The sequence below is a fragment of the Lysobacter dokdonensis DS-58 genome (genome assembly GCF_000770795.1).
In the GTDB taxonomy this organism is placed as follows: domain Bacteria; phylum Pseudomonadota; class Gammaproteobacteria; order Xanthomonadales; family Xanthomonadaceae; genus Noviluteimonas; species Noviluteimonas dokdonensis.
The window spans coordinates 1-16751 of sequence record NZ_JRKJ01000018.1 but is presented as its reverse complement, the minus strand read 5'-3'; the positions used below and the strand labels follow the sequence as shown (position 1 = coordinate 16751).

General features: G+C 68.0%; 16 protein-coding genes. 4 read left to right on the top strand and 12 right to left on the bottom strand.

The window, feature by feature from the left end:
- Nucleotides 1–53: 53 nt before the first annotated feature.
- Entirely contained in the window at nucleotides 54–1595 is a 1542-nt protein-coding gene (locus LF41_RS11165) for an amino acid permease (protein ID WP_036169701.1), read from the bottom strand.
- A 155-nt stretch (nucleotides 1596–1750) separates the two neighbouring features.
- Between LF41_RS11165 and LF41_RS11160 the strand changes: the two genes are divergently transcribed.
- Nucleotides 1751–2335 (top strand): NUDIX hydrolase, encoded by a 585-nt coding sequence (locus LF41_RS11160; RefSeq protein WP_052116362.1) that lies wholly within the window; start codon nucleotides 1751–1753, stop codon nucleotides 2333–2335.
- Here LF41_RS11160 and yeiP read toward each other — a convergent pair.
- From yeiP to LF41_RS11120, 8 genes are read right to left on the bottom strand one after another with little or no spacing between them, the layout of a single operon-like run.
- On the bottom strand, nucleotides 2295–2861 hold the full coding sequence (gene yeiP / locus LF41_RS11155; RefSeq protein WP_036169699.1) for an elongation factor P-like protein YeiP: 567 nt from the start codon (nucleotides 2859–2861) through the stop codon (nucleotides 2295–2297). The genes LF41_RS11160 and yeiP overlap by 41 nt on opposite strands.
- Before the next feature lie 4 nt (nucleotides 2862–2865).
- Nucleotides 2866–3636, bottom strand: a complete 771-nt coding sequence (locus tag LF41_RS11150) for an SDR family NAD(P)-dependent oxidoreductase (protein WP_036169698.1) — start codon at nucleotides 3634–3636, stop codon at nucleotides 2866–2868.
- A gap of 40 nt (nucleotides 3637–3676) precedes the next feature.
- On the bottom strand, nucleotides 3677–4960 hold the full coding sequence (locus tag LF41_RS11145; RefSeq protein WP_338037853.1) for a metal-dependent hydrolase family protein: 1284 nt from the start codon (nucleotides 4958–4960) through the stop codon (nucleotides 3677–3679).
- 2 nt (nucleotides 4961–4962) lie between these two features.
- The gene (locus tag LF41_RS11140) at nucleotides 4963–5448 is read right to left on the bottom strand and encodes a GNAT family N-acetyltransferase (protein ID WP_036169694.1); all 486 of its coding nucleotides are present in this window, start codon (nucleotides 5446–5448) and stop codon (nucleotides 4963–4965) included.
- Nucleotides 5441–7924 carry a sensor domain-containing protein gene (locus LF41_RS16205; protein ID WP_052116361.1) on the bottom strand — a complete coding sequence of 828 codons (2484 nt, stop codon included), beginning with the start codon at nucleotides 7922–7924 and terminating at the stop codon, nucleotides 5441–5443. Before LF41_RS16205 ends, LF41_RS11140 begins: the two co-directional genes overlap by 8 nt.
- Nucleotides 7921–8814 carry a hydroxymethylglutaryl-CoA lyase gene (locus LF41_RS11130; protein WP_036169693.1) on the bottom strand — a complete coding sequence of 298 codons (894 nt, stop codon included), beginning with the start codon at nucleotides 8812–8814 and terminating at the stop codon, nucleotides 7921–7923. The genes LF41_RS16205 and LF41_RS11130 overlap by 4 nt, the downstream gene beginning before the upstream one ends.
- 4 nt (nucleotides 8815–8818) lie before the next feature.
- Entirely contained in the window at nucleotides 8819–10828 is a 2010-nt protein-coding gene (locus LF41_RS11125; RefSeq protein WP_036169690.1) for an acetyl/propionyl/methylcrotonyl-CoA carboxylase subunit alpha, read from the bottom strand.
- On the bottom strand, nucleotides 10828–11616 hold the full coding sequence (locus LF41_RS11120; protein ID WP_036169688.1) for an enoyl-CoA hydratase-related protein: 789 nt from the start codon (nucleotides 11614–11616) through the stop codon (nucleotides 10828–10830). Before LF41_RS11120 ends, LF41_RS11125 begins: the two co-directional genes overlap by 1 nt.
- 94 nt (nucleotides 11617–11710) lie before the next feature.
- Here LF41_RS11120 and LF41_RS11115 point away from each other — a divergent pair, with 94 nt between their 5' ends.
- The 3 genes from LF41_RS11115 to LF41_RS11105 are packed head-to-tail and all read left to right on the top strand — an operon-like array spanning nucleotide 11711 to nucleotide 14042.
- Complete coding sequence (locus LF41_RS11115; protein ID WP_036169686.1) at nucleotides 11711–11959, top strand: FeoA family protein; 249 nt, start codon at nucleotides 11711–11713, stop codon at nucleotides 11957–11959.
- A complete protein-coding gene (gene feoB, locus LF41_RS11110; RefSeq protein ID WP_036169684.1) occupies nucleotides 11956–13806 on the top strand; it encodes a ferrous iron transport protein B in 1851 nt (616 codons plus the stop codon). The genes LF41_RS11115 and feoB overlap by 4 nt, the downstream gene beginning before the upstream one ends.
- Nucleotides 13806–14042 (top strand): DUF6587 family protein, encoded by a 237-nt coding sequence (locus LF41_RS11105; RefSeq protein ID WP_036169682.1) that lies wholly within the window; start codon nucleotides 13806–13808, stop codon nucleotides 14040–14042. The genes feoB and LF41_RS11105 overlap by 1 nt, the downstream gene beginning before the upstream one ends.
- On the opposite strand, the gene LF41_RS11100 is transcribed toward LF41_RS11105, so the two are convergent.
- The 3 genes from LF41_RS11100 to LF41_RS11090 all read right to left on the bottom strand — a co-directional run bounded on the left by LF41_RS11100 (nucleotide 14043) and on the right by LF41_RS11090 (nucleotide 16664).
- Nucleotides 14043–14408: a hypothetical protein gene (locus tag LF41_RS11100; RefSeq protein ID WP_036169680.1), complete on the bottom strand. Its 366-nt coding sequence runs from the start codon at nucleotides 14406–14408 to the stop codon at nucleotides 14043–14045.
- 2 nt (nucleotides 14409–14410) lie between these two features.
- Nucleotides 14411–14920: a bactofilin family protein gene (locus LF41_RS11095; protein ID WP_036169678.1), complete on the bottom strand. Its 510-nt coding sequence runs from the start codon at nucleotides 14918–14920 to the stop codon at nucleotides 14411–14413.
- Nucleotides 14921–15056: 136 nt separating this feature from the next.
- Nucleotides 15057–16664 carry a carboxyl transferase domain-containing protein gene (locus tag LF41_RS11090; RefSeq protein WP_036169675.1) on the bottom strand — a complete coding sequence of 536 codons (1608 nt, stop codon included), beginning with the start codon at nucleotides 16662–16664 and terminating at the stop codon, nucleotides 15057–15059.
- Between the last annotated feature and the right edge of the window lie 87 nt (nucleotides 16665–16751).

Sequence of the window (16751 nt, the reverse complement as noted above, 5' to 3'; positions counted from 1 at the left end):
AAAGGAAACGGCGCGGTTGCCCGCGCCGTTCCGGTGTCGCCATGTGGCTTCGCTTACGGGCCCGGTTCCGGACCTTCGTGGAAGACCGGCGCGGCTTCGAGCGTCGGGCCATCGTCCACCGGCGCGTTGCCCGGCTTCATGTGGCTCTTGCGGTAGCCGTAGATGAAGTAGAAGAACAGGCCGATCGCCGCCCAGATCGGGAAGACCAGCTTGGCGTCGCGCGGCAGGTACCAGAACAGCACCATGCAGCCGATGACCGACATCGGGGCGATGATCCACACCAGCGGGGTGCGGAACGGCCGGTGACGCGTCGGATCGCTGCGGCGGAGCATCATGACCGCCAGCGAGACCACGAGGAACGCGAACAGCGTGCCCGAGTTCGAGATGTCGGCCAGCTTGCCGACCGGCAGGAACGCCGCGGCGATCATGACCGCCAGGCCCGTCATCATGGTCACGATGTGCGGGGTGTTGAAGCGCGGATGCACCTTGCTCAGCACCGGCGGCAGCAGGCCGTCGCGCGACATCGTGAAGAAGATGCGCGTCTGGCCGTAGATCATCATCAGGATGACCGACGGCAGGGCGATGAACGCGGCCAGGCCGAGCAGGTTGCCGACCATCGGGTGGCCGATCATGCGCAGCACGTGCGCCAGCGCTTCGCTCGAGCACACCAGCGGCATGTTGTCGCCGGCCAGTTCCTTGCATCGCGCGGCGAGTTCGAGCGAACCCGGCGAGAGCGGCGAACCATCCGCGGCGAACACCGGCTGCGCACCGTAGGAGCCGATGGCGCCGGCGGCGACGAGCAGGTAGAAGATCGTGCAGACCACCAGCGAGGCGATCAGGCCGATCGGGATGTTGCGCTGCGGATTGTTGGTTTCCTCGGCGGCGGTGGAGACCGCGTCGAAGCCCACGTACGCGAAGAAGATCGACGCCGCGGCGCCCACGATGCCGGCGTTGCCCAGAGGCGCGAACGGGTGGAAGTTCGTGTCCTTCATCACCGGAATCGCCAGCGCGATGAATGCGCACAGCGCGAGCACCTTGACCGTCACCAGGAAGGCGTTGAACACCGCGCTTTCCTTGGTGCCGCGGATCAGCAGCGCGGTGACCAGCAGGCCGATGAAGATCGCCGGGAGGTTCACGATGCCGCCGGCGTAGGGGCCGGTGGCCAGTGCGGCCGGGATCTCGATGCCGACCGAGTGTTTGAGCAGGCCGACCAGGTAGCCGGACCATCCGACCGACACTGCGCTTGCCGCGACGGCGTATTCGAGGATGAGGGCCCAGCCCACGAGCCAGGCGACGAACTCGCCGAGGACCGCGTAGGAGTAGGTGTAGGCGGAGCCGGAGACGGGCACCATCGCCGCGAGCTCGGCGTAGCACAGCGCCGCGACCGCGCAGACGAAGCCTGCGATCACGAACGACACCATCATGCCGGGACCGGCCTTCTGCGCCGCTTCGGCGGTCAGCACGAAGATGCCCGTGCCGATGATCGCGCCGATGCCGAGCATCGTCAGTTGGAAGGCGCCGAGCTGGCGCTTGAGCGCCTTCTTCTCGGCTGTCTTCAGGATTAAATCCAGAGGCTTGACACGCCAGAACAGCATTTGGTTCTCCCCGGAGAGCTGATTAGTGAGCCCCACGGGTGCCGGAAACGGCGGTGGCGTGGGCCGCCCGCGAACATACCCCGCGGCGGCGCGGGCGCACAAGTAACGTCAGGGGGCGGCGATAATCCCGTCTTCCCCCCAATGATCCGCAGCCGATGTCCCTCGATCCGAATGCCGGAGAAGCACCACGCCTGTCGCTGGCCGACTATCGCGCGCGCTGGCCGGCCGAAGCGGCCACCGTCGGCCGCTTCCTCGCCCTGCTCGACGATGCGCAGGATCCGTTCGTGCGCGAGCGGCTGGCGGGCCACTTCACCGCCTCGGCCTGGCTGGTCGACCGCACGGGCGAGCGCGTGCTGCTCACGCACCATCGCAAGCTCGATCGCTGGTTGCAGCTGGGCGGGCACGCCGACGGCGTGCGCGATTTCGCGCGCGTGGCGCTGACCGAGGCGCAGGAGGAATCGGGGCTGTCGGACTTGTCGGTCGAGGCCGGGATCTTCGACCTCGACGCGCACGAGATCCCCGAACACAAGGGCGTGCCGGCGCATGTCCATTACGACGTGCGATACGTCGTGCGTGCGAATGGGAGCGAGGAGTTCGTCGTCAGCGACGAATCGCACGCGCTGGCATGGCGTGCGATCGCGTCGCTGGTGGACGACGAGTCGATGGACGACTCGGTCCGGCGGATGGCCCGGAAGTGGCTTACTCGGCGCGACCCGCGAACTCGCCCGTCGTCGTATTGACCCACACCTTCTCGCCGTTGCCGATGTACTCCGGCACCATGATTTCCAGGCCGGTCTGCAGCTTCGCCGGCTTCGGGCGCTTGGTGGCCGTGCCGCCCTTGAGTTCCGGCGGCGTTTCGATCACTTCCATCGCCACGCTCTGCGGCAACTGGATCGCCACGGGCGCGTCTTCGATCAGCTGCACATAGATGCCAGTGAGATCGTCGACGATGTAGCCGGCGGCGTCGCCGACCGCGTCGGCGTCGAGCGTGTACGGCGTGTAGTCCTCGTCGTCGAGGAACACGAACGCATCGCCGTCCTTGTACGAATACGTCGCTTCGCGGCGGCTCATCTCGACTTCGCGCAGGTTGTCGTCGCCGTCGAAGCTCGCATCGAGCTTGGTGCCGCCCGGGATGCTGTACATGACGAAGCGGAAGCGCACGTTGCCGCCGCGGCCCTGCGGCGAGCTGCGTTCGATGTCGCGGATCTGGTACACGCCGCCGTTGTGTTCGACGACGTTGCCCTTCTTGATGTCGTAAGCCTTCATGGGATCACTTCGGTGCGAGGCGCGTGGCGCCGTCGAGGCGGATGGTTTCGCCGTTGAGGTAGGTGTTGCCGAGGATGTACGCGACGAGGTCGGCGAACTCTTCGGGCTTGCCCAGGCGGGAGGGGAACGGGATCGAGGCAGCGAGCGACTGCTGCACGTTCTCCGGCATGCCGTCGACCATCGGCGTCCAGAAGATGCCCGGGGCGATCGTCATCACGCGGATGCCGAAGCGCGCGAGTTCGCGCGCCATCGGCAGCGTCATGCCGACCACGCCGCCCTTCGAGGCCGAATACGCGGCCTGGCCGATCTGGCCTTCATAGGCGGCGACCGATGCGGTGTTGATGATCACGCCGCGCTCGCCGTCGGTGCCGGCGTCGTTGTGCTGCATCAGGTTGGCCGCGGCCTTGGCGACGTTGAAGCTGCCGACGAGGTTGACCATCACCGTGGTGGAGAACTGCGACAACGGCATCGGCGCTTCCTTGCCGAGCACGCGGCCCGCGCCGAGGATGCCGGCGCAGTTGATCGCGGCGTTGAGGCCACCGAGGAAGTCCTTCGCGGCGGCGACGTTGGCGACCACGCCCGCCTCGTCGCTGACGTCGGTCTTGAAGAACTGCGCGTTGCCTGCGCCGAGTTGCGCGACGGCGGCGGCACCCTTCTCTTCGTTGACGTCGAACAGCGCGACCTTCGCGCCGTTGGCGACCAGGTGCTGCGCGACTGCGAAGCCGAGGCCGGAGACGCCGCCGGTGATCAGGGCGCGGGTGGAGGAGAGCTGCATGGGGGAGTCCCTGCGGGCGGAAAAGAAGCGGGATTTTACCCTAAGGGGCGCGGGCGACCGTGCCGTCCTTCATGACGAACACCGGGTGCCGCAGCGCCCCGATGTCTTGCGTCGGGTCGCCCGTGAATGCGGCCAGGTCGGCGCGCAGGCCCACGCGGATCGCGCCGAACGTCGCATCCTGGCGAAGCACCTTCGCGGCCACGGTCGTGCACGCGGCCATCGCTTCGGCCGGGGTCATGCCCAGGCGCACGAGCCATTCGGGTTCGCGATAGTTGGTGCCGTGCGCGAACACGCCGACGTCGCTGCCGCAGGCGATCGTCGCGCCGGCCTTGCGCGCGCGGGCGAAGGCCGCCGCGACGTCGCGCATTTCCTGCGTCGGTCCGGATTGGCCCGGCACGTAATGTTCGAAGTATTCGCCGTAGGCCTCGGTCGCCGTGAGCGTGGGCAGCCACGCGACGTTGCGCTCCTTCATTCGACGGAACGTGGCTTCCGACACTTCGTATCCGTGTTCGATTGTGTCGGCGCCGGCGTCCACCGCCATGCGCACCGCCTCGTCGGTCATCGCATGTACCGCGACGGGACGGCCGGAGAGATGCGCGGCGTCGATCATCGCCTTCAGTTCCGCCGAGGTGAATGTCGGGCGCATGCCGCCATCGGAGCCGACGCGGAAGTCGCCGTACAACTTGATCCAATCCGCGCCGTGTCCCGCCTGGTCGCGCACGACGGCGATGCCGGCGTCGACGCCACTGACTTCCTGCGCGCCGCGCGGCAGGTCGAGGTCGTCGCGGAATCCGCGCGGGCCGGGCCCGTAGCTCGCGGTGGCGACGATCGCCTTGGTGGCGACGAACAACCGCGGGCCGTCGATCAATCCTTTCTCGATCGCGTGCTTCACCGCGACGTCGTCGTAGTTCGCGCCTTCGGTGCCGAGGTCGCGCAGCGTGGTCCAGCCGGCCTGCAAGGTGTCGTGCGCGTGGCGCGCCGCGCGCAACACGCGTTCGGCCGTCGGTTCCTTCAGCACCTGGTCGTTCCAGAGCGTTTCGTTGTACGGATGCAGGAAGACGTGCGAATGCAGGTCGATCAGCCCGGGCACCAGCGTGGTGCCGGGCAGGGCGATGCGTTGCACGTCCGCCGGGGCGTCGATCTTCGATGCATCACCGACCGCAACGATCGCGCCATCGCGCACCAGCACCGCCCATCCGGCGTGCGATGCGCCTTCGCCCGTCCACACGCGATCGGGCTGCAGCAGGTACGCCGGTTTCGGTGCATCGGCGGCGAAGGCTTGCACCGTCGCGAACGCCAGCAATGCAGCGAGCATCCGACGCATCGTCACAGCTCCAGCAGGTAGAACGTGTTGCAGCCGCCGTGGCCGGTATCGCCCATCGGTGCGTCGATGCGCTTGAAACCGGTGCGCTCGTACAACTTCATCGCCGCATCCATGCCGGAGAGCGTTTCGAGGTAGCAACGCTTGAAACCGAATTGGCGCGCGGTGTCGAGCGACAGGCGCATCACTTCCGCGCCCGCGCCGAGGCCGCGCAACGTCGGCAGGAAGTACATCTTGCGCAGCTCGCACGTGTCGGGGTCGCCGCCTTCCAGCGGTGCGACACCGCCGCCGCCCTCGACGACGCCATCGCGCTCGACCACCCAGTACGCGCTTCGCGGCTGCGCGTACGCACGGCTCATCCAGTCGACTTCCGGATCGTTGATCGCGAACCCCGCGCCGCACGCGCCGAACTCCGGCATCACGGTGCGGATGATTTCCGCCATGCGCGCATCGTCGCGCGCGTGGATGAGGCGAACGGACACGTCAGGCATGGGCTCTCGAAGGTTCATGGTGCGCGATGCGCAATGCGAGTTCGTCGGGCGTCAGGCCCGGTGCGAACAGGAAGCCTTGGCCGATCTTCACGCCCAGGCGAATGAGGAACTGGCGTTGCGCGTCGTTCTCGACGCCTTCGGCCACCAGGCCGAGCCCGAGGCTCTGTGCGATGCCGGCGACGGCCTGGCAGATCGCGACGTCCGAGGTGTTGTGCGGGACGCCGGTCAGGAACTGCTGGCTCAATTTCAGGCCGTGGATCGGCAGGCGGCGCAGATAGTTGAGCGCGCTGTAGCCTTCGCCGAAATCGTCGATGCTCAACAACACGCCCAACATGCGCAGGCCGGCGAACGTGGTCAGCGTGTCGGGCGCGTCTTCGATCAGCACGCGCTCGGTGAATTCGAGTTCGAGCGCGTCGCCGGGCAGGCCCGCGCTTGCCAGCGCTTCGGAGACGGTTTCCGCGAGATCCTCGGCGAGGAACTGGCGATACGACACGTTCACCGCGACGCGCTCGATCGGCAGGCCTTCGTCGCGCCAGCGCCGCATCTGCTGGCACGCCTCGCGCAGCACCCAACCACCGATGCGCACGATGTCGCCGGTGTTCTCCGCATGTCCGATGAAGTGATCCGGCCGCATTTCGCCGAGCGTGTCGTTGCGCCAGCGGATCAGCGCCTCCGCGCCGATGATGCGCCCCGTGGCGAGTTCGACCTGCGGCTGGTAGACCAGCTTGAACTCGCGGTTGTCCACCGCACGCCGCAAGTGCGTCTCCATCTGCAGGCGCTGCTGTTGCTGCTCGGCCAGTGCGGCGCTGAAATCCTGCCAGCCGTTGCGCGCGCGGCGCTTGCTGTCGTACATCGCGACGTCGGCGTTCTGGATCAGCAGCTGCGGCCGATCGCCGTGCTCCGGCGCGCGCGCGATGCCGACGCTCGCGGTGATCGTGAATTCTTCTCCCGCCATGCGGAAGGCGTCACCGAAGGCGTCGAGGATGGATGCGGCGAGGCGTTGCGGACGTTCGGGGTCGTCGCCGGTCTGGCAGACGACGAGGAATTCGTCGCCGCCGAAGCGGGCGATCAGGCCTTCGGTGGCCACCGCGCGCTGGATGCGACGCGCGGCGCTTGCGATCACCTGGTCGCCGGCCGCGTGGCCGAGGACATCGTTGACGACCTTGAAGCGGTCGAGGTCGATGTAGAGCACGGCGACGTCGCTGTGCGAGCGGTCCGACAGCCGCGCCTCCAGTTCTTCCAGCACCGCGTCGCGATTGAGCAGCATCGTTAGCGGGTCGGTGCGCGCCTGCACGCGCAGGGTTTCTTCGGCCTGCTTGGTTTCGGTGATGTCCTGGAACGTGCCGGTCAGGCGCGTGCCGGTGGGATCGGCGGCCTCGGATTCACCGATGATGCGGATCCACAGCGTATGGCCGTCGGCGCGGATGCCCTGCAAGTCCATCTCGAAGCCTTCGCCGTGCTCCACCGCGCGCGTCAGCGCATCGTGGAAGCGCTTGCGTTCGGTTTCGCGCAGGCACGCCTGCAGTTCGCTGATGCTCGCCGACGCGCGCGCCAGGCCGAGCATGCGCTGCGCCTCGCCGGTGAGATAGACGTGCTCGCTGTTGGCGTCCCATTCCCAGCCGCCGACGTGCGCGAGGTCCTGCACGCGATCGAACAGCGTGATGTCGCGCTTGAACGCGGTGACATCGGAGAACAGCGACAGCACCTGTTGCGGATGATCCTGCCCCGGCGCGAATTGGGGCACCGACGTGATCGACAGCCACACCAACCGGCGCGTGTTGAGGTTGAGGAACCCCAGCACCGTGCTCGGCGAAATCGTGCCCGTGCGCAGGGCGCGGAAGGAGGGCAGTTCCTGGTCGTCGAGTTCCTGGCCGTGTTCGTCGAAGATGCGCCAGTGGTCGAGCGCGAGTTCCTTTTCCAGGCTTGCGCCCTTCGGGATATCGAGGATGCGCATCGCGGCGGGGTTGGCGTACGCCACGCGGCCGTCGGCCTTGCGCACGAGGATGCCCTTGTCGATGACTTCCATCAGTTCGCGATAGCGGACTTCGGCTTCGTGGCGTTTGCTGAGGTCGCGCGCGACGGCGACGATCCGCGTCTCGCCGCCATCGCTGAACCCGGCCGAGTGCACTTCGACGGGGAAGCGCGTGCCGTCGGCGCGCATGTTGGTGACTTCCACGACGTACGTCCCGCCGCGATTGAGCACTTCCCACACCGGCGCGAGGTGGTCGCGCGGGAGGTCGGGATTGAGCGTGTCGATGTTCTTGCCGACGATGTCGGTGCGCGGGCGGTTGTAGGCCGCGATGCCCGCCTTGTTGAGGTCGAGCACGGTGCCTTCCCAGTCGAGAATGCTGACGGGGTCGGGCACTGCGTCGAACAAGGCGCGGAACCGATTGCGTTCCACTTCGAGCGCCGCGTTGGCGGCCTGGAGCGCGGCCTCCGCATCGGCAAGCTTCCGGCGGAGCGCGTCGTCCTTCACGCAGCGGCCCGCGCTTGCGTGACCTTGCTGCTGCTGGCGCGCCCCAGCAATGCGGCGAGCCAGCGGCCGGTGTCGACGAGTCTGTCGAGGTCGACGCCAGTCTGCATGCCCATGCCGTGCAGCATGTACACGACGTCCTCTGTGGCGACGTTGCCGCTCGCGCCCTTCGCGTACGGGCAGCCACCGGTGCCGGAGACCGACGCATCGGCGACGCGGACGCCTTCTTCGAGGCACGCGAGCAGGTTCGGCAGCGCTTGCCCGTAGGTGTCGTGGAAATGCACGGCGAGCGCGTGCATCGGCACTTCCTGCGCCACCGCGCGCAACATCGCGCGCGCCTTGGCGGGCGTGCCGACGCCGATGGTGTCGCCGAGCGAGATCTCGTAACAGCCCAAGTCATGCATGCGCTTGGCGACGCGCACGACGTCCGCGACGGGGACTTCGCCCTGGTACGGGCAGCCGAGCACCGTGGAGACGTAGCCGCGCACGCGAACGCCATCGCGGTTCGCGCGCTCGAGCACGGGGCGGAAACGCTCGATCGATTCGTCGATCGTCGCGTTGATGTTCTTCTGGTTGAAGGCTTCCGATGCGGCGGTGAACACCGCGACTTCGTCGGCGCCGACGCTGCGCGCACGGTCGTAGCCCTGTTCGTTCGGCACCAGCACCGGATAGCGCACGCCATGCTTGCGCGTGATGCCGGCGAACACGTCGGCGGCGTCGGCGAGTTGCGGCACCCACTTGGGGCTGACGAAACTCGTGGCTTCGATCGTCGACAAACCGGTGGCCGTCAGGCGATCGATCAGCTCGATCTTCGCCGGCGTGGGAATCAGCGTCTTCTCGTTCTGCAGCCCGTCGCGCGGGCCGACTTCGACGATGCGCACGACGTCGGACATGGGCTCAGGTTTCCAGCGTCACGAGGACGGCGTCGGCGTCGACGAAATCGCCGGCGGCCGCACGCACTTCGCCGATGCGCCCGTCGCGCGGCGCCTTGAGGCTCAGTTCCATCTTCATCGCTTCGATCACCAGGACCTCCTCGCCGGCGCGGACCTCGTCGCCCGCGCGCGCCTTCACGACGACAACGCGGCCGGGCATCGGTGCGAGGACACGGTTGCCGCCATCGCCGGACGCACCCGCATCCCGACGATACACCCCGACCGGCTCCAGGCGCAGGCGGCGCTGGCCGTCGTGCGCGACCGTGCGCTGGGCGTCGAGGTCGATGGTGAATCGGCGGCTCTCACCGTCGAAGCGCGCGCTCAGCTCGCCGTCGGACAGGCGGGCGCCGGCGACGTCGTGCGTGGCCCCGTCGTGCTCGATGCGGTAGTTCCCGCCGCTGCCATGTGCGGAGACCAGCAGCCGATCGCCGCGATGCAGGAAGGCGAGGTCGCGCTTGCCCGCGTGCCCGAGGCGCCAGCCGTCGGCGATGGCCCAGGGCGAGGTCGGATCGGTCGATGCGGCGGCCGCGTCGCGCGCGGCGCCTTCCTGCGACAGCAATTGCGCGGTCGCGGCGGCGAGCAGCAGGCCGCGGTCGACTTCGGCCTGCGGCATGAATTCGTCGAGGTGGCGATCGAGATACGCGGTGTCGATGGTGCCGTTGACCACTGCCGGATGCCGGACGAGGCGTTCGAGGAATTCGATGTTCGACTTCGGCCCGCCGATCTCGCATTGCGACAGCGCATCGCGCATGCGGGCCAGCGCCGAGGCGCGATCGGCGTCGTGCACGATGAGCTTGGCGATCATCGGGTCGTAGAAGATCGTCACCGTGTCGCCGGCGATGACGCCCGAATCGATGCGTACGTGCGCGTTCGTCTCCGGCAGGCGCAGGCGTTCGAGCTTGCCCGAGCCCGGCAGGAAGCCGGCTTCCGGGTCTTCGGCATACAGGCGCACTTCGATGGCGTGGCCGTCCTGGCGGATCGCGTCCTGCGCGAGCGGCAGCGGTTCGCCCGCCGCGACGCGCAATTGCCATTCGACGAGGTCCAGGCCCGTCACCAGTTCGGTGACCGGGTGTTCGACCTGCAGGCGCGTGTTGATTTCCATGAAGTAGAAACCGGTCGGCGTGCCGCTTTCGTCGGACTCGACGATGAATTCGACCGTGCCGGCGTTGACGTAGTCGATCGCCTGCGCCGCGGCGACGGCGGCATCGCCCATCTGCTTGCGCATCGCGGGCGAGAGGATCACCGACGGCGATTCCTCGAGCACCTTCTGGTAGCGGCGCTGCGCGGAGCACTCGCGTTCGTTGAGGTGCAGCGTGTTGCCGTGCGTGTCGGCGAAGACCTGGATTTCGATGTGGCGCGGGCGCGTGACGTAACGTTCGAGCAGCACGCGGTCGCGGCCGAAGGCGTTGCGGGCTTCGCGCTGGCAGGATTCGAGGGCGGGGAGGAATTCGTCGAGCACGCGCACGATGCGCATGCCCTTGCCACCGCCGCCGTGCGCCGCCTTGATCATCAGCGGGAAGCCGATGCGCGCCGCTTCGCGCGCGAGCAGGTCGGGCGCTTGATCAGCGCCGGTGTAGCCGGGGACGACGGGCACGTGCGCCGCCTGCATCAGTTCCTTCGCGCCCGCCTTGCTTCCCATGCGGCGCATCGAGGCGGCCTTCGGGCCGATGAAGGTGATGCCCGCGGCTTCAACCGCATCGGCGAAGTCGGCGTTCTCGCTCAGGAACCCGTAGCCGGGGTGGATCGCCTGCGCGCCGGATTGTTTGGCGACCTCGATGATCGCCTCGCCACGCAGGTAGCTGTCCTGCGGACGCGGACCGCCGATCGGATACGCGGCGTCGGCCAGGCGCACGTGCTGCGCATCGGCGTCGGCTTCGGAGAACACCGCGATGGTGCGGATGCCGAGGCGACGGCAGGTGCGGATCACGCGGCAGGCGATTTCGCCGCGGTTGGCGATGAGGACCGTATCGAACATCAGTGTTGAGTCCAGGCGGGTTTGCGCTTGTCGAGGAATGCCGCGAGGCCTTCCTGGCCTTCGGGCGAGACGCGGAGCCCGGCGATGAGCGCCGCATTCTCCGTATCGAGGGTGTGGGCGGCGTGCGGGTTCGCAATGCGGCGCACGAGCGCCTTCGCGGTGGAGGCGGCCACCGGGCCGGCCTGCATCAGCAGTTCGACCTGTTGGCGCACCGCGTGGTCGAGCGCGATCTCGTCGGCGACGACCTGGTGCACGAGGCCGATGCGGTGCGCTTCGGTCGCATCGAACCGTTCCGCCGTTGCGAACCACCGCCGCGCCTGGCGCGGCCCGATGGCGGCGATCACGTAGGGCGAGATGACGGCGGGCAGGAGGCCGAGGCGGGCTTCGGTCAGGCCGAAGGTGGCGTTGGCGGTGGCGATCGCGATGTCGCAGCAGGCGACCAGGCCCACGCCGCCGCCGAAGGCCGCGCCGTGGACGCGGGCGATGGTCGGCTTCGGGAGTTCGTCGAGCGTGCGCATCAGGCGCGCGAGGTTCAGCGAGTCTGCGCGGTTGTCCTCCTCGCTGGCCGCGGCCATGCCGCGCATCCAGTTCAGGTCGGCGCCGGCGGAGAAGGAAGCGCCTTCGCCTTCGAGTACGAGAACGCGGACGGAGGCGTCGGCCCCGACTTCGGCCAAGGTCTCCGTCAGGTCCGCGATGAGGGCGGCGTCGAACGCGTTGTGCAGCTGCGGCCGGGCCAGGCGCAGGCGGGCGAGGGCGCCCTCGCGGAGCAACTGCAAACTGTCGCGCATCGGGCCGTCCGTCCGGGAAAGAGGCCGAATGATAAGCCGGCCCGCACCAGTGGTATTCTTGAGAACAATTCCTATTTGCCCGGATGCCCGCCCCGTGAGGCTGACCGACCTGCCGCGCCGCATCGCCGCCGCCGTCGAACGCGTCGAAGACCATGCGCCCAACGACGCCATCGCGCGCCGTTTGCGCGAACTCGGCTTTGTCGCGGGCGAGGCCGTCGAGGTGTTGGCCGCCGGTCCGCTCGGCGCCGAGCCCTTGCTGGTGCAGGTCGGATTTACACGCTTCGCCCTGCGCCGCGCGGAAGCCGATCGCATCGTCGTGCGCCGCGACGAGGCCCTGGCGTGAGCGCCGCGCTCGCAACGCCGCTGCGCGTGGCGCTCGTCGGCAATCCCAACTGCGGGAAGACGGCGCTGTTCAACCTGCTGACGGGCAGCCGGCAGAAGGTCGCCAATTACGCCGGCGTCACCGTCGAGCGCAAGGAAGGCCGCTTCCACGCGCCGTCGGGCCGCTCGTACGCGTTGCTCGATCTGCCGGGCGCCTATAGCCTGCACGCGGCGAGCCTGGACGAAGCGATCACGCGGGACCTGTGCCGCGGCTTCTATCCCGGCGAACCGGCGCCCGACGTGATCGTGTGCGTCGTCGATGCCACCAACCTGCGCCTCCACCTGCGCTTCGCGCTCGAAGTGCGCGCGCTCGGCCGGCCGATGGTGCTCGCGGTGAACATGATGGACGCGGCGAAGCGTCGCGGCATCGAAGTCGACCTGCCCGCGTTGGAGCGCGAACTCGGCGTGCCGGTCGTGCCGACGATCGCCGTGCGCCGCGATGGCGCGCGTGCGCTGGTGTCGATGCTCGATTCGATGTCGCCGAACGCGCAGGGCGTCGCGTCGACGGCGGCGGATGTCGATCCCGATGCGCTGCATGCCGAAACGCGCCGCCTGCTGTCGCTCGCGGTGACGATGCCGCGCCGCACGGCGGAAATCGACGATGCGCTGGATCGCTGGTTGCTGCATCCGGTCTTCGGGCTCGTCGCGCTGGGCCTGGTGATGTTCCTGATCTTCCAGGCCGTGTACGCGTGGGCGACGCCGTTGATGGACGGCATCGACGCCGGCACGTCGTGGCTCGCCGAATGGGCGCGCACGACGCTCCCCGCCGGCCCGCTCAACAGCCTGCTCGCCGACGGCATCATCTCGGGCGTCGGCGGCGTGATCGTGTTCCTGCCGCAGATCCTCATCCTGTTCCTCTTCATCCTCGCGCTCGAGGAATCCGGCTATCTGCCCCGCGCGGCGTTCCTGCTGGATCGCACGATGGCGAAGGCGGGCTTGTCGGGCCGTTCGTTCATTCCGCTGCTGTCGTCGTTCGCGTGCGCGATCCCCGGGATCATGGCGACGCGCTCGATCCAGGATCCGCGCGATCGACTGGCGACGATCATCGTCGCGCCGTTGATGACGTGCTCGGCGCGCCTGCCGGTGTATGCGTTGCTGATCGGCGCGTTCATTCCCGCGAAGAAGATCGGCTGGTTCAACCAGCAGGGGCTGGTGCTGTTCGCGCTCTACGCCGCCGGCATCCTCAGCGCGCTCGCAGTAGCGTGGGTGATGAAGAAGTGGCGTCGCGACAAGAGCGAGCATCCGCTGATGCTCGAGCTACCGTCCTACCGCATGCCGCATCCGCGCGACCTCGTGCTCGGCCTGTGGGAACGCGCGATGATCTTCCTCAAGCGCGTGGGCGGCATCATCCTGGCGATGACGGTGCTGCTGTGGGTGCTGCTGTATTTCCCGCACGGCGGTACGGATGTCACCAACAGTTTCGCCGGCCACATCGGCCGCGCGATGCAGACGGTGTTCTCGCCGATCGGCTTCAACTGGCAGATCTGCATCGCGCTGATCCCGGGCCTGGCGGCGCGCGAAGTGGCGGTGTCGTCGCTCGCCACCGTCTACGCGTTGCAGGCCGCCGACGATGCGGCGGCGAGCGCGGCGCTCTCGCCGATCATCGCGAGCGGTTGGTCACTGGCCACCGCGTTGTCGCTGCTCGTCTGGTACATCTACGCGCCGCAGTGCCTGTCGACGCTGGCCACCATCAAGCGCGAAACCGGGTCGTGGAAGCAGATGGCGATCAGCGCGGGATATCTGTTCGCGCTGGCGTATCTCGCCTCGTTGGTGACCTATCAGGTCGCCGTCGCGTTGGGAGGCGGCTGATGCACGCAGGGGTCGCCATCCAGTACGTCGCGGTCGGCATCGCCGTCGCCGCGAGTGGCGTGTACGTGCTCAATTCGCGCTGGCCCGCGGGCGTGCGTAAGTTGCGCGTCGCGTGCGCGGTGCCGCTGGTGCGGCAATCGCGCCCGCAGTGGATGCGGAAGGTGGGCGTCTGGATCGCGCCGGCGGTGAAGCCGGCGGATGGGTGCGGCAGTTGCGACGGGTGCTCGTCGCACTGACTAGTGTCGCCGCTTCGCCTTCGCCCCCGTCGCCTCGGTCATCTCGACGAACACCGAGAACGTGCGCTTCTCATCGGGCTGCAACGCGCCCACGCCGACCACTTGCCTGGCGACTTCCTCGCCGCGGTCGTTCTTGATCGACAACACCATCGAGTATTCGTAGATGGTGTCGCCATCCGGGGGCGAGATCGTGCCTTCGATCTGCAGCGGCTGGATCGCGGTTTTCGCGCGCGCGATCGCCGCGTCGTCGTAACGCAGGTGGCCCCGGCAGGCGGGGCACACGCTGGCGCTTTCGAGGATCGTCGCCTTGCAGTGCGGACAGGTGCGCGTGGCGCCTGGCGTGCCTGGTCGCGCGGCAACGCTCATGCTCAGGCTTCGTCGCCCTTGCGGTCGGCCTTGTCGCCGAAGCCGAATTCGACCGAACCGCGCATGCGCGAGCCGGCGGCGACGGTGAACGAGGTGGCCTTGAGGTCGCCGTTGAGCACGCCGCTTTCGAGCAGCTCGACGCGCTGCGCGGATTCGACGTTGCCGTCGAGTTCGCCCGCGATGATGATCTTCTGCGCCTTGACGCCACCGGTGAGCTTGGCGCCCTTCTCGATGGTCAGGTCGCCTTCGACGTTGACGTCGCCCTTGAACTGGCCGGCGATGCGCACGTGGCCGGTGCCGTGGATCTTGCCTTCGATGGTGAGGTCGGCGGCGATGATCGATTCACTCACCTGGCGCACGGGACGCGCGGCGGGCGCGGCGGACGGCGAAGGCGTTGCGGCAGGCGTCGGCGTGGCGACGGCTTCGGGCTGGATGCGGACCGGTTCCGGCGACGACGGAGGCGGGTTGCCGGTGGCGGGCTTGGCGGGAGCCTGATCTTTCCAAAGGGCCATGGCGCGGAATCCTGCTGCTTTGAGGGAACGTCGAGGCTAGCACTCGTCACGCGGTTTTGACGCTGCCCCGAAGGGCGCTTTCTTCAGGCAGCGGACAGCTTGATTTCACGGTTTCCCGTATTCATCGGTGCATCGATCACATTCGGAAAATGCCGAATCGGCCCTTCTCGATCGGCGCATTGAGCGCAGCGGCGAGGCCCAGCCCCAGCACGCGGCGCGTATCGGCCGGATCGATGATGCCGTCGTCCCACAGGCGCGCACTTGCGTAATACGGATTGCCCTGCGATTCGTACTGGTCGCGGATCGGCGCCTTGAAGCCTTCTTCCTCTTCGGGCGACCACGTCTTGCCCGCGGCTTCGATGCCGTCGCGCTTCACCGTGGAGAGCACGCTCGCCGCCTGTTCGCCGCCCATCACGCTGATGCGCGCGTTGGGCCACATCCACAGGAAGCGCCCGCCGTACGCGCGGCCGCACATCGCGTAATTGCCCGCGCCGAAGCTGCCGCCGATGACGACGGTGAACTTCGGCACGTGCGAACACGCAACCGCCGTCACCATCTTCGCGCCGTCCTTCGCGATGCCCGCGTTCTCGTACTTGCGGCCGACCATGAAGCCGGTGATGTTCTGCAGGAACACCAGCGGGATGTCGCGCTGGTTGCACAGTTCGATGAAGTGCGCGCCCTTGAGCGCGCTCTCGGAAAACAGGATGCCGTTGTTGGCGATGATGCCGACCGGATAACCGTGGATGTGCGCGAAGCCGCACACCAGCGTCTTGCCGTAGCGCGCCTTGAATTCCTGGAACTCACTGCCGTCGACGATGCGCGCGATCACCTCGCGGATGTCGAACGGGCGCCGCGTGTCCTTCGGCACGATGCCATACAACTCCTCGCTGGCGAACAACGGCTCGCGCGCCGGTTGCGTGGCGACGGGCACGGTCTTGCTGCGGTTGAGATGCGCGACGAGGTTGCGCGCGATCTGCAAGGCATCGCGGTCGTCTTCGGCGAAATGATCCGCCACGCCCGACACCGACGTATGCACGTCCGCGCCGCCGAGCGATTCGGCATCGACGACTTCGCCGGTGGCGGCCTTCACCAGCGGCGGGCCGCCGAGGAAGATCGTGCCTTGCTCGCGCACGATGATCGACTCATCGCACATCGCCGGCACGTACGCGCCGCCCGCGGTGCACGAGCCCATGACCACGGCGATCTGCGGGATGTTTTCCGCGCTCAGCCGCGCCTGGTTGTAGAAGATGCGGCCGAAGTGTTCCTTGTCCGGGAAGACCTCGTCCTGCAACGGCAGGAACGCGCCGCCCGAGTCGACGAGGTACACGCACGGCAACTTGTTCTCGCGCGCGACTTCCTGCGCGCGCAGGTGCTTCTTCACCGTCATCGGGAAATACGTGCCGCCCTTGACCGTCGCGTCGTTGGCGACGATCACCACTTCCTGCCCATGCACGCGGCCGATGCCGGCGACGATGCCCGCGGCGGGCGCCGCGCCGTCGTACATGCCTTCGGCGGCGAGCGGTGCGATTTCAAGGAACGGCGAGCCGGGGTCGAGCAGGGCGGTGATGCGGTCGCGCACCAGCAACTTGCCGCGCTCGGTGTGCTTGTCGCGCGCCTTCGCGCCGCCGCCTTCGGCCGCGCGCTGCAGTCGCGCATCGAGTTCTTCGACCAACGCGCGGTGATACGCGACGTTGTCCTGGAAGTCCTGCGAACGGGGATCGAGGCTGGAGGCGAGTGCGGGCATGGTGCGTCGCTTGGGTCGAATGTCGCGAAGGATAACCGGCGGTGGCGTCCCTTCGCCCAAAAAGAAACCCGCCTTGCGGCGGGTTTC

What these genes read in the sequence shown, in the direction of transcription:
- LF41_RS11165 (WP_036169701.1), bottom strand. Translation starts at nt 1,595, where the DNA reads ATGCTGTTCTGGCGTGTCAAGCCTCTGGATTTAATCCTGAAGACAGCC.
- LF41_RS11160 (WP_052116362.1), top strand. Translation starts at nt 1,751, where the DNA reads ATGTCCCTCGATCCGAATGCCGGAGAAGCACCACGCCTGTCGCTGGCC.
- yeiP (WP_036169699.1), bottom strand. Translation starts at nt 2,861, where the DNA reads ATGAAGGCTTACGACATCAAGAAGGGCAACGTCGTCGAACACAACGGC.
- LF41_RS11150 (WP_036169698.1), bottom strand. Translation starts at nt 3,636, where the DNA reads ATGCAGCTCTCCTCCACCCGCGCCCTGATCACCGGCGGCGTCTCCGGC.
- LF41_RS11145 (WP_338037853.1), bottom strand. Translation starts at nt 4,960, where the DNA reads ATGCGTCGGATGCTCGCTGCATTGCTGGCGTTCGCGACGGTGCAAGCC.
- LF41_RS11140 (WP_036169694.1), bottom strand. Translation starts at nt 5,448, where the DNA reads ATGCCTGACGTGTCCGTTCGCCTCATCCACGCGCGCGACGATGCGCGC.
- LF41_RS11130 (WP_036169693.1), bottom strand. Translation starts at nt 8,814, where the DNA reads ATGTCCGACGTCGTGCGCATCGTCGAAGTCGGCCCGCGCGACGGGCTG.
- LF41_RS11125 (WP_036169690.1), bottom strand. Translation starts at nt 10,828, where the DNA reads ATGTTCGATACGGTCCTCATCGCCAACCGCGGCGAAATCGCCTGCCGC.
- LF41_RS11120 (WP_036169688.1), bottom strand. Translation starts at nt 11,616, where the DNA reads ATGCGCGACAGTTTGCAGTTGCTCCGCGAGGGCGCCCTCGCCCGCCTG.
- LF41_RS11105 (WP_036169682.1), top strand. Translation starts at nt 13,806, where the DNA reads ATGCACGCAGGGGTCGCCATCCAGTACGTCGCGGTCGGCATCGCCGTC.
- LF41_RS11100 (WP_036169680.1), bottom strand. Translation starts at nt 14,408, where the DNA reads ATGAGCGTTGCCGCGCGACCAGGCACGCCAGGCGCCACGCGCACCTGT.
- LF41_RS11095 (WP_036169678.1), bottom strand. Translation starts at nt 14,920, where the DNA reads ATGGCCCTTTGGAAAGATCAGGCTCCCGCCAAGCCCGCCACCGGCAAC.
- LF41_RS11090 (WP_036169675.1), bottom strand. Translation starts at nt 16,664, where the DNA reads ATGCCCGCACTCGCCTCCAGCCTCGATCCCCGTTCGCAGGACTTCCAG.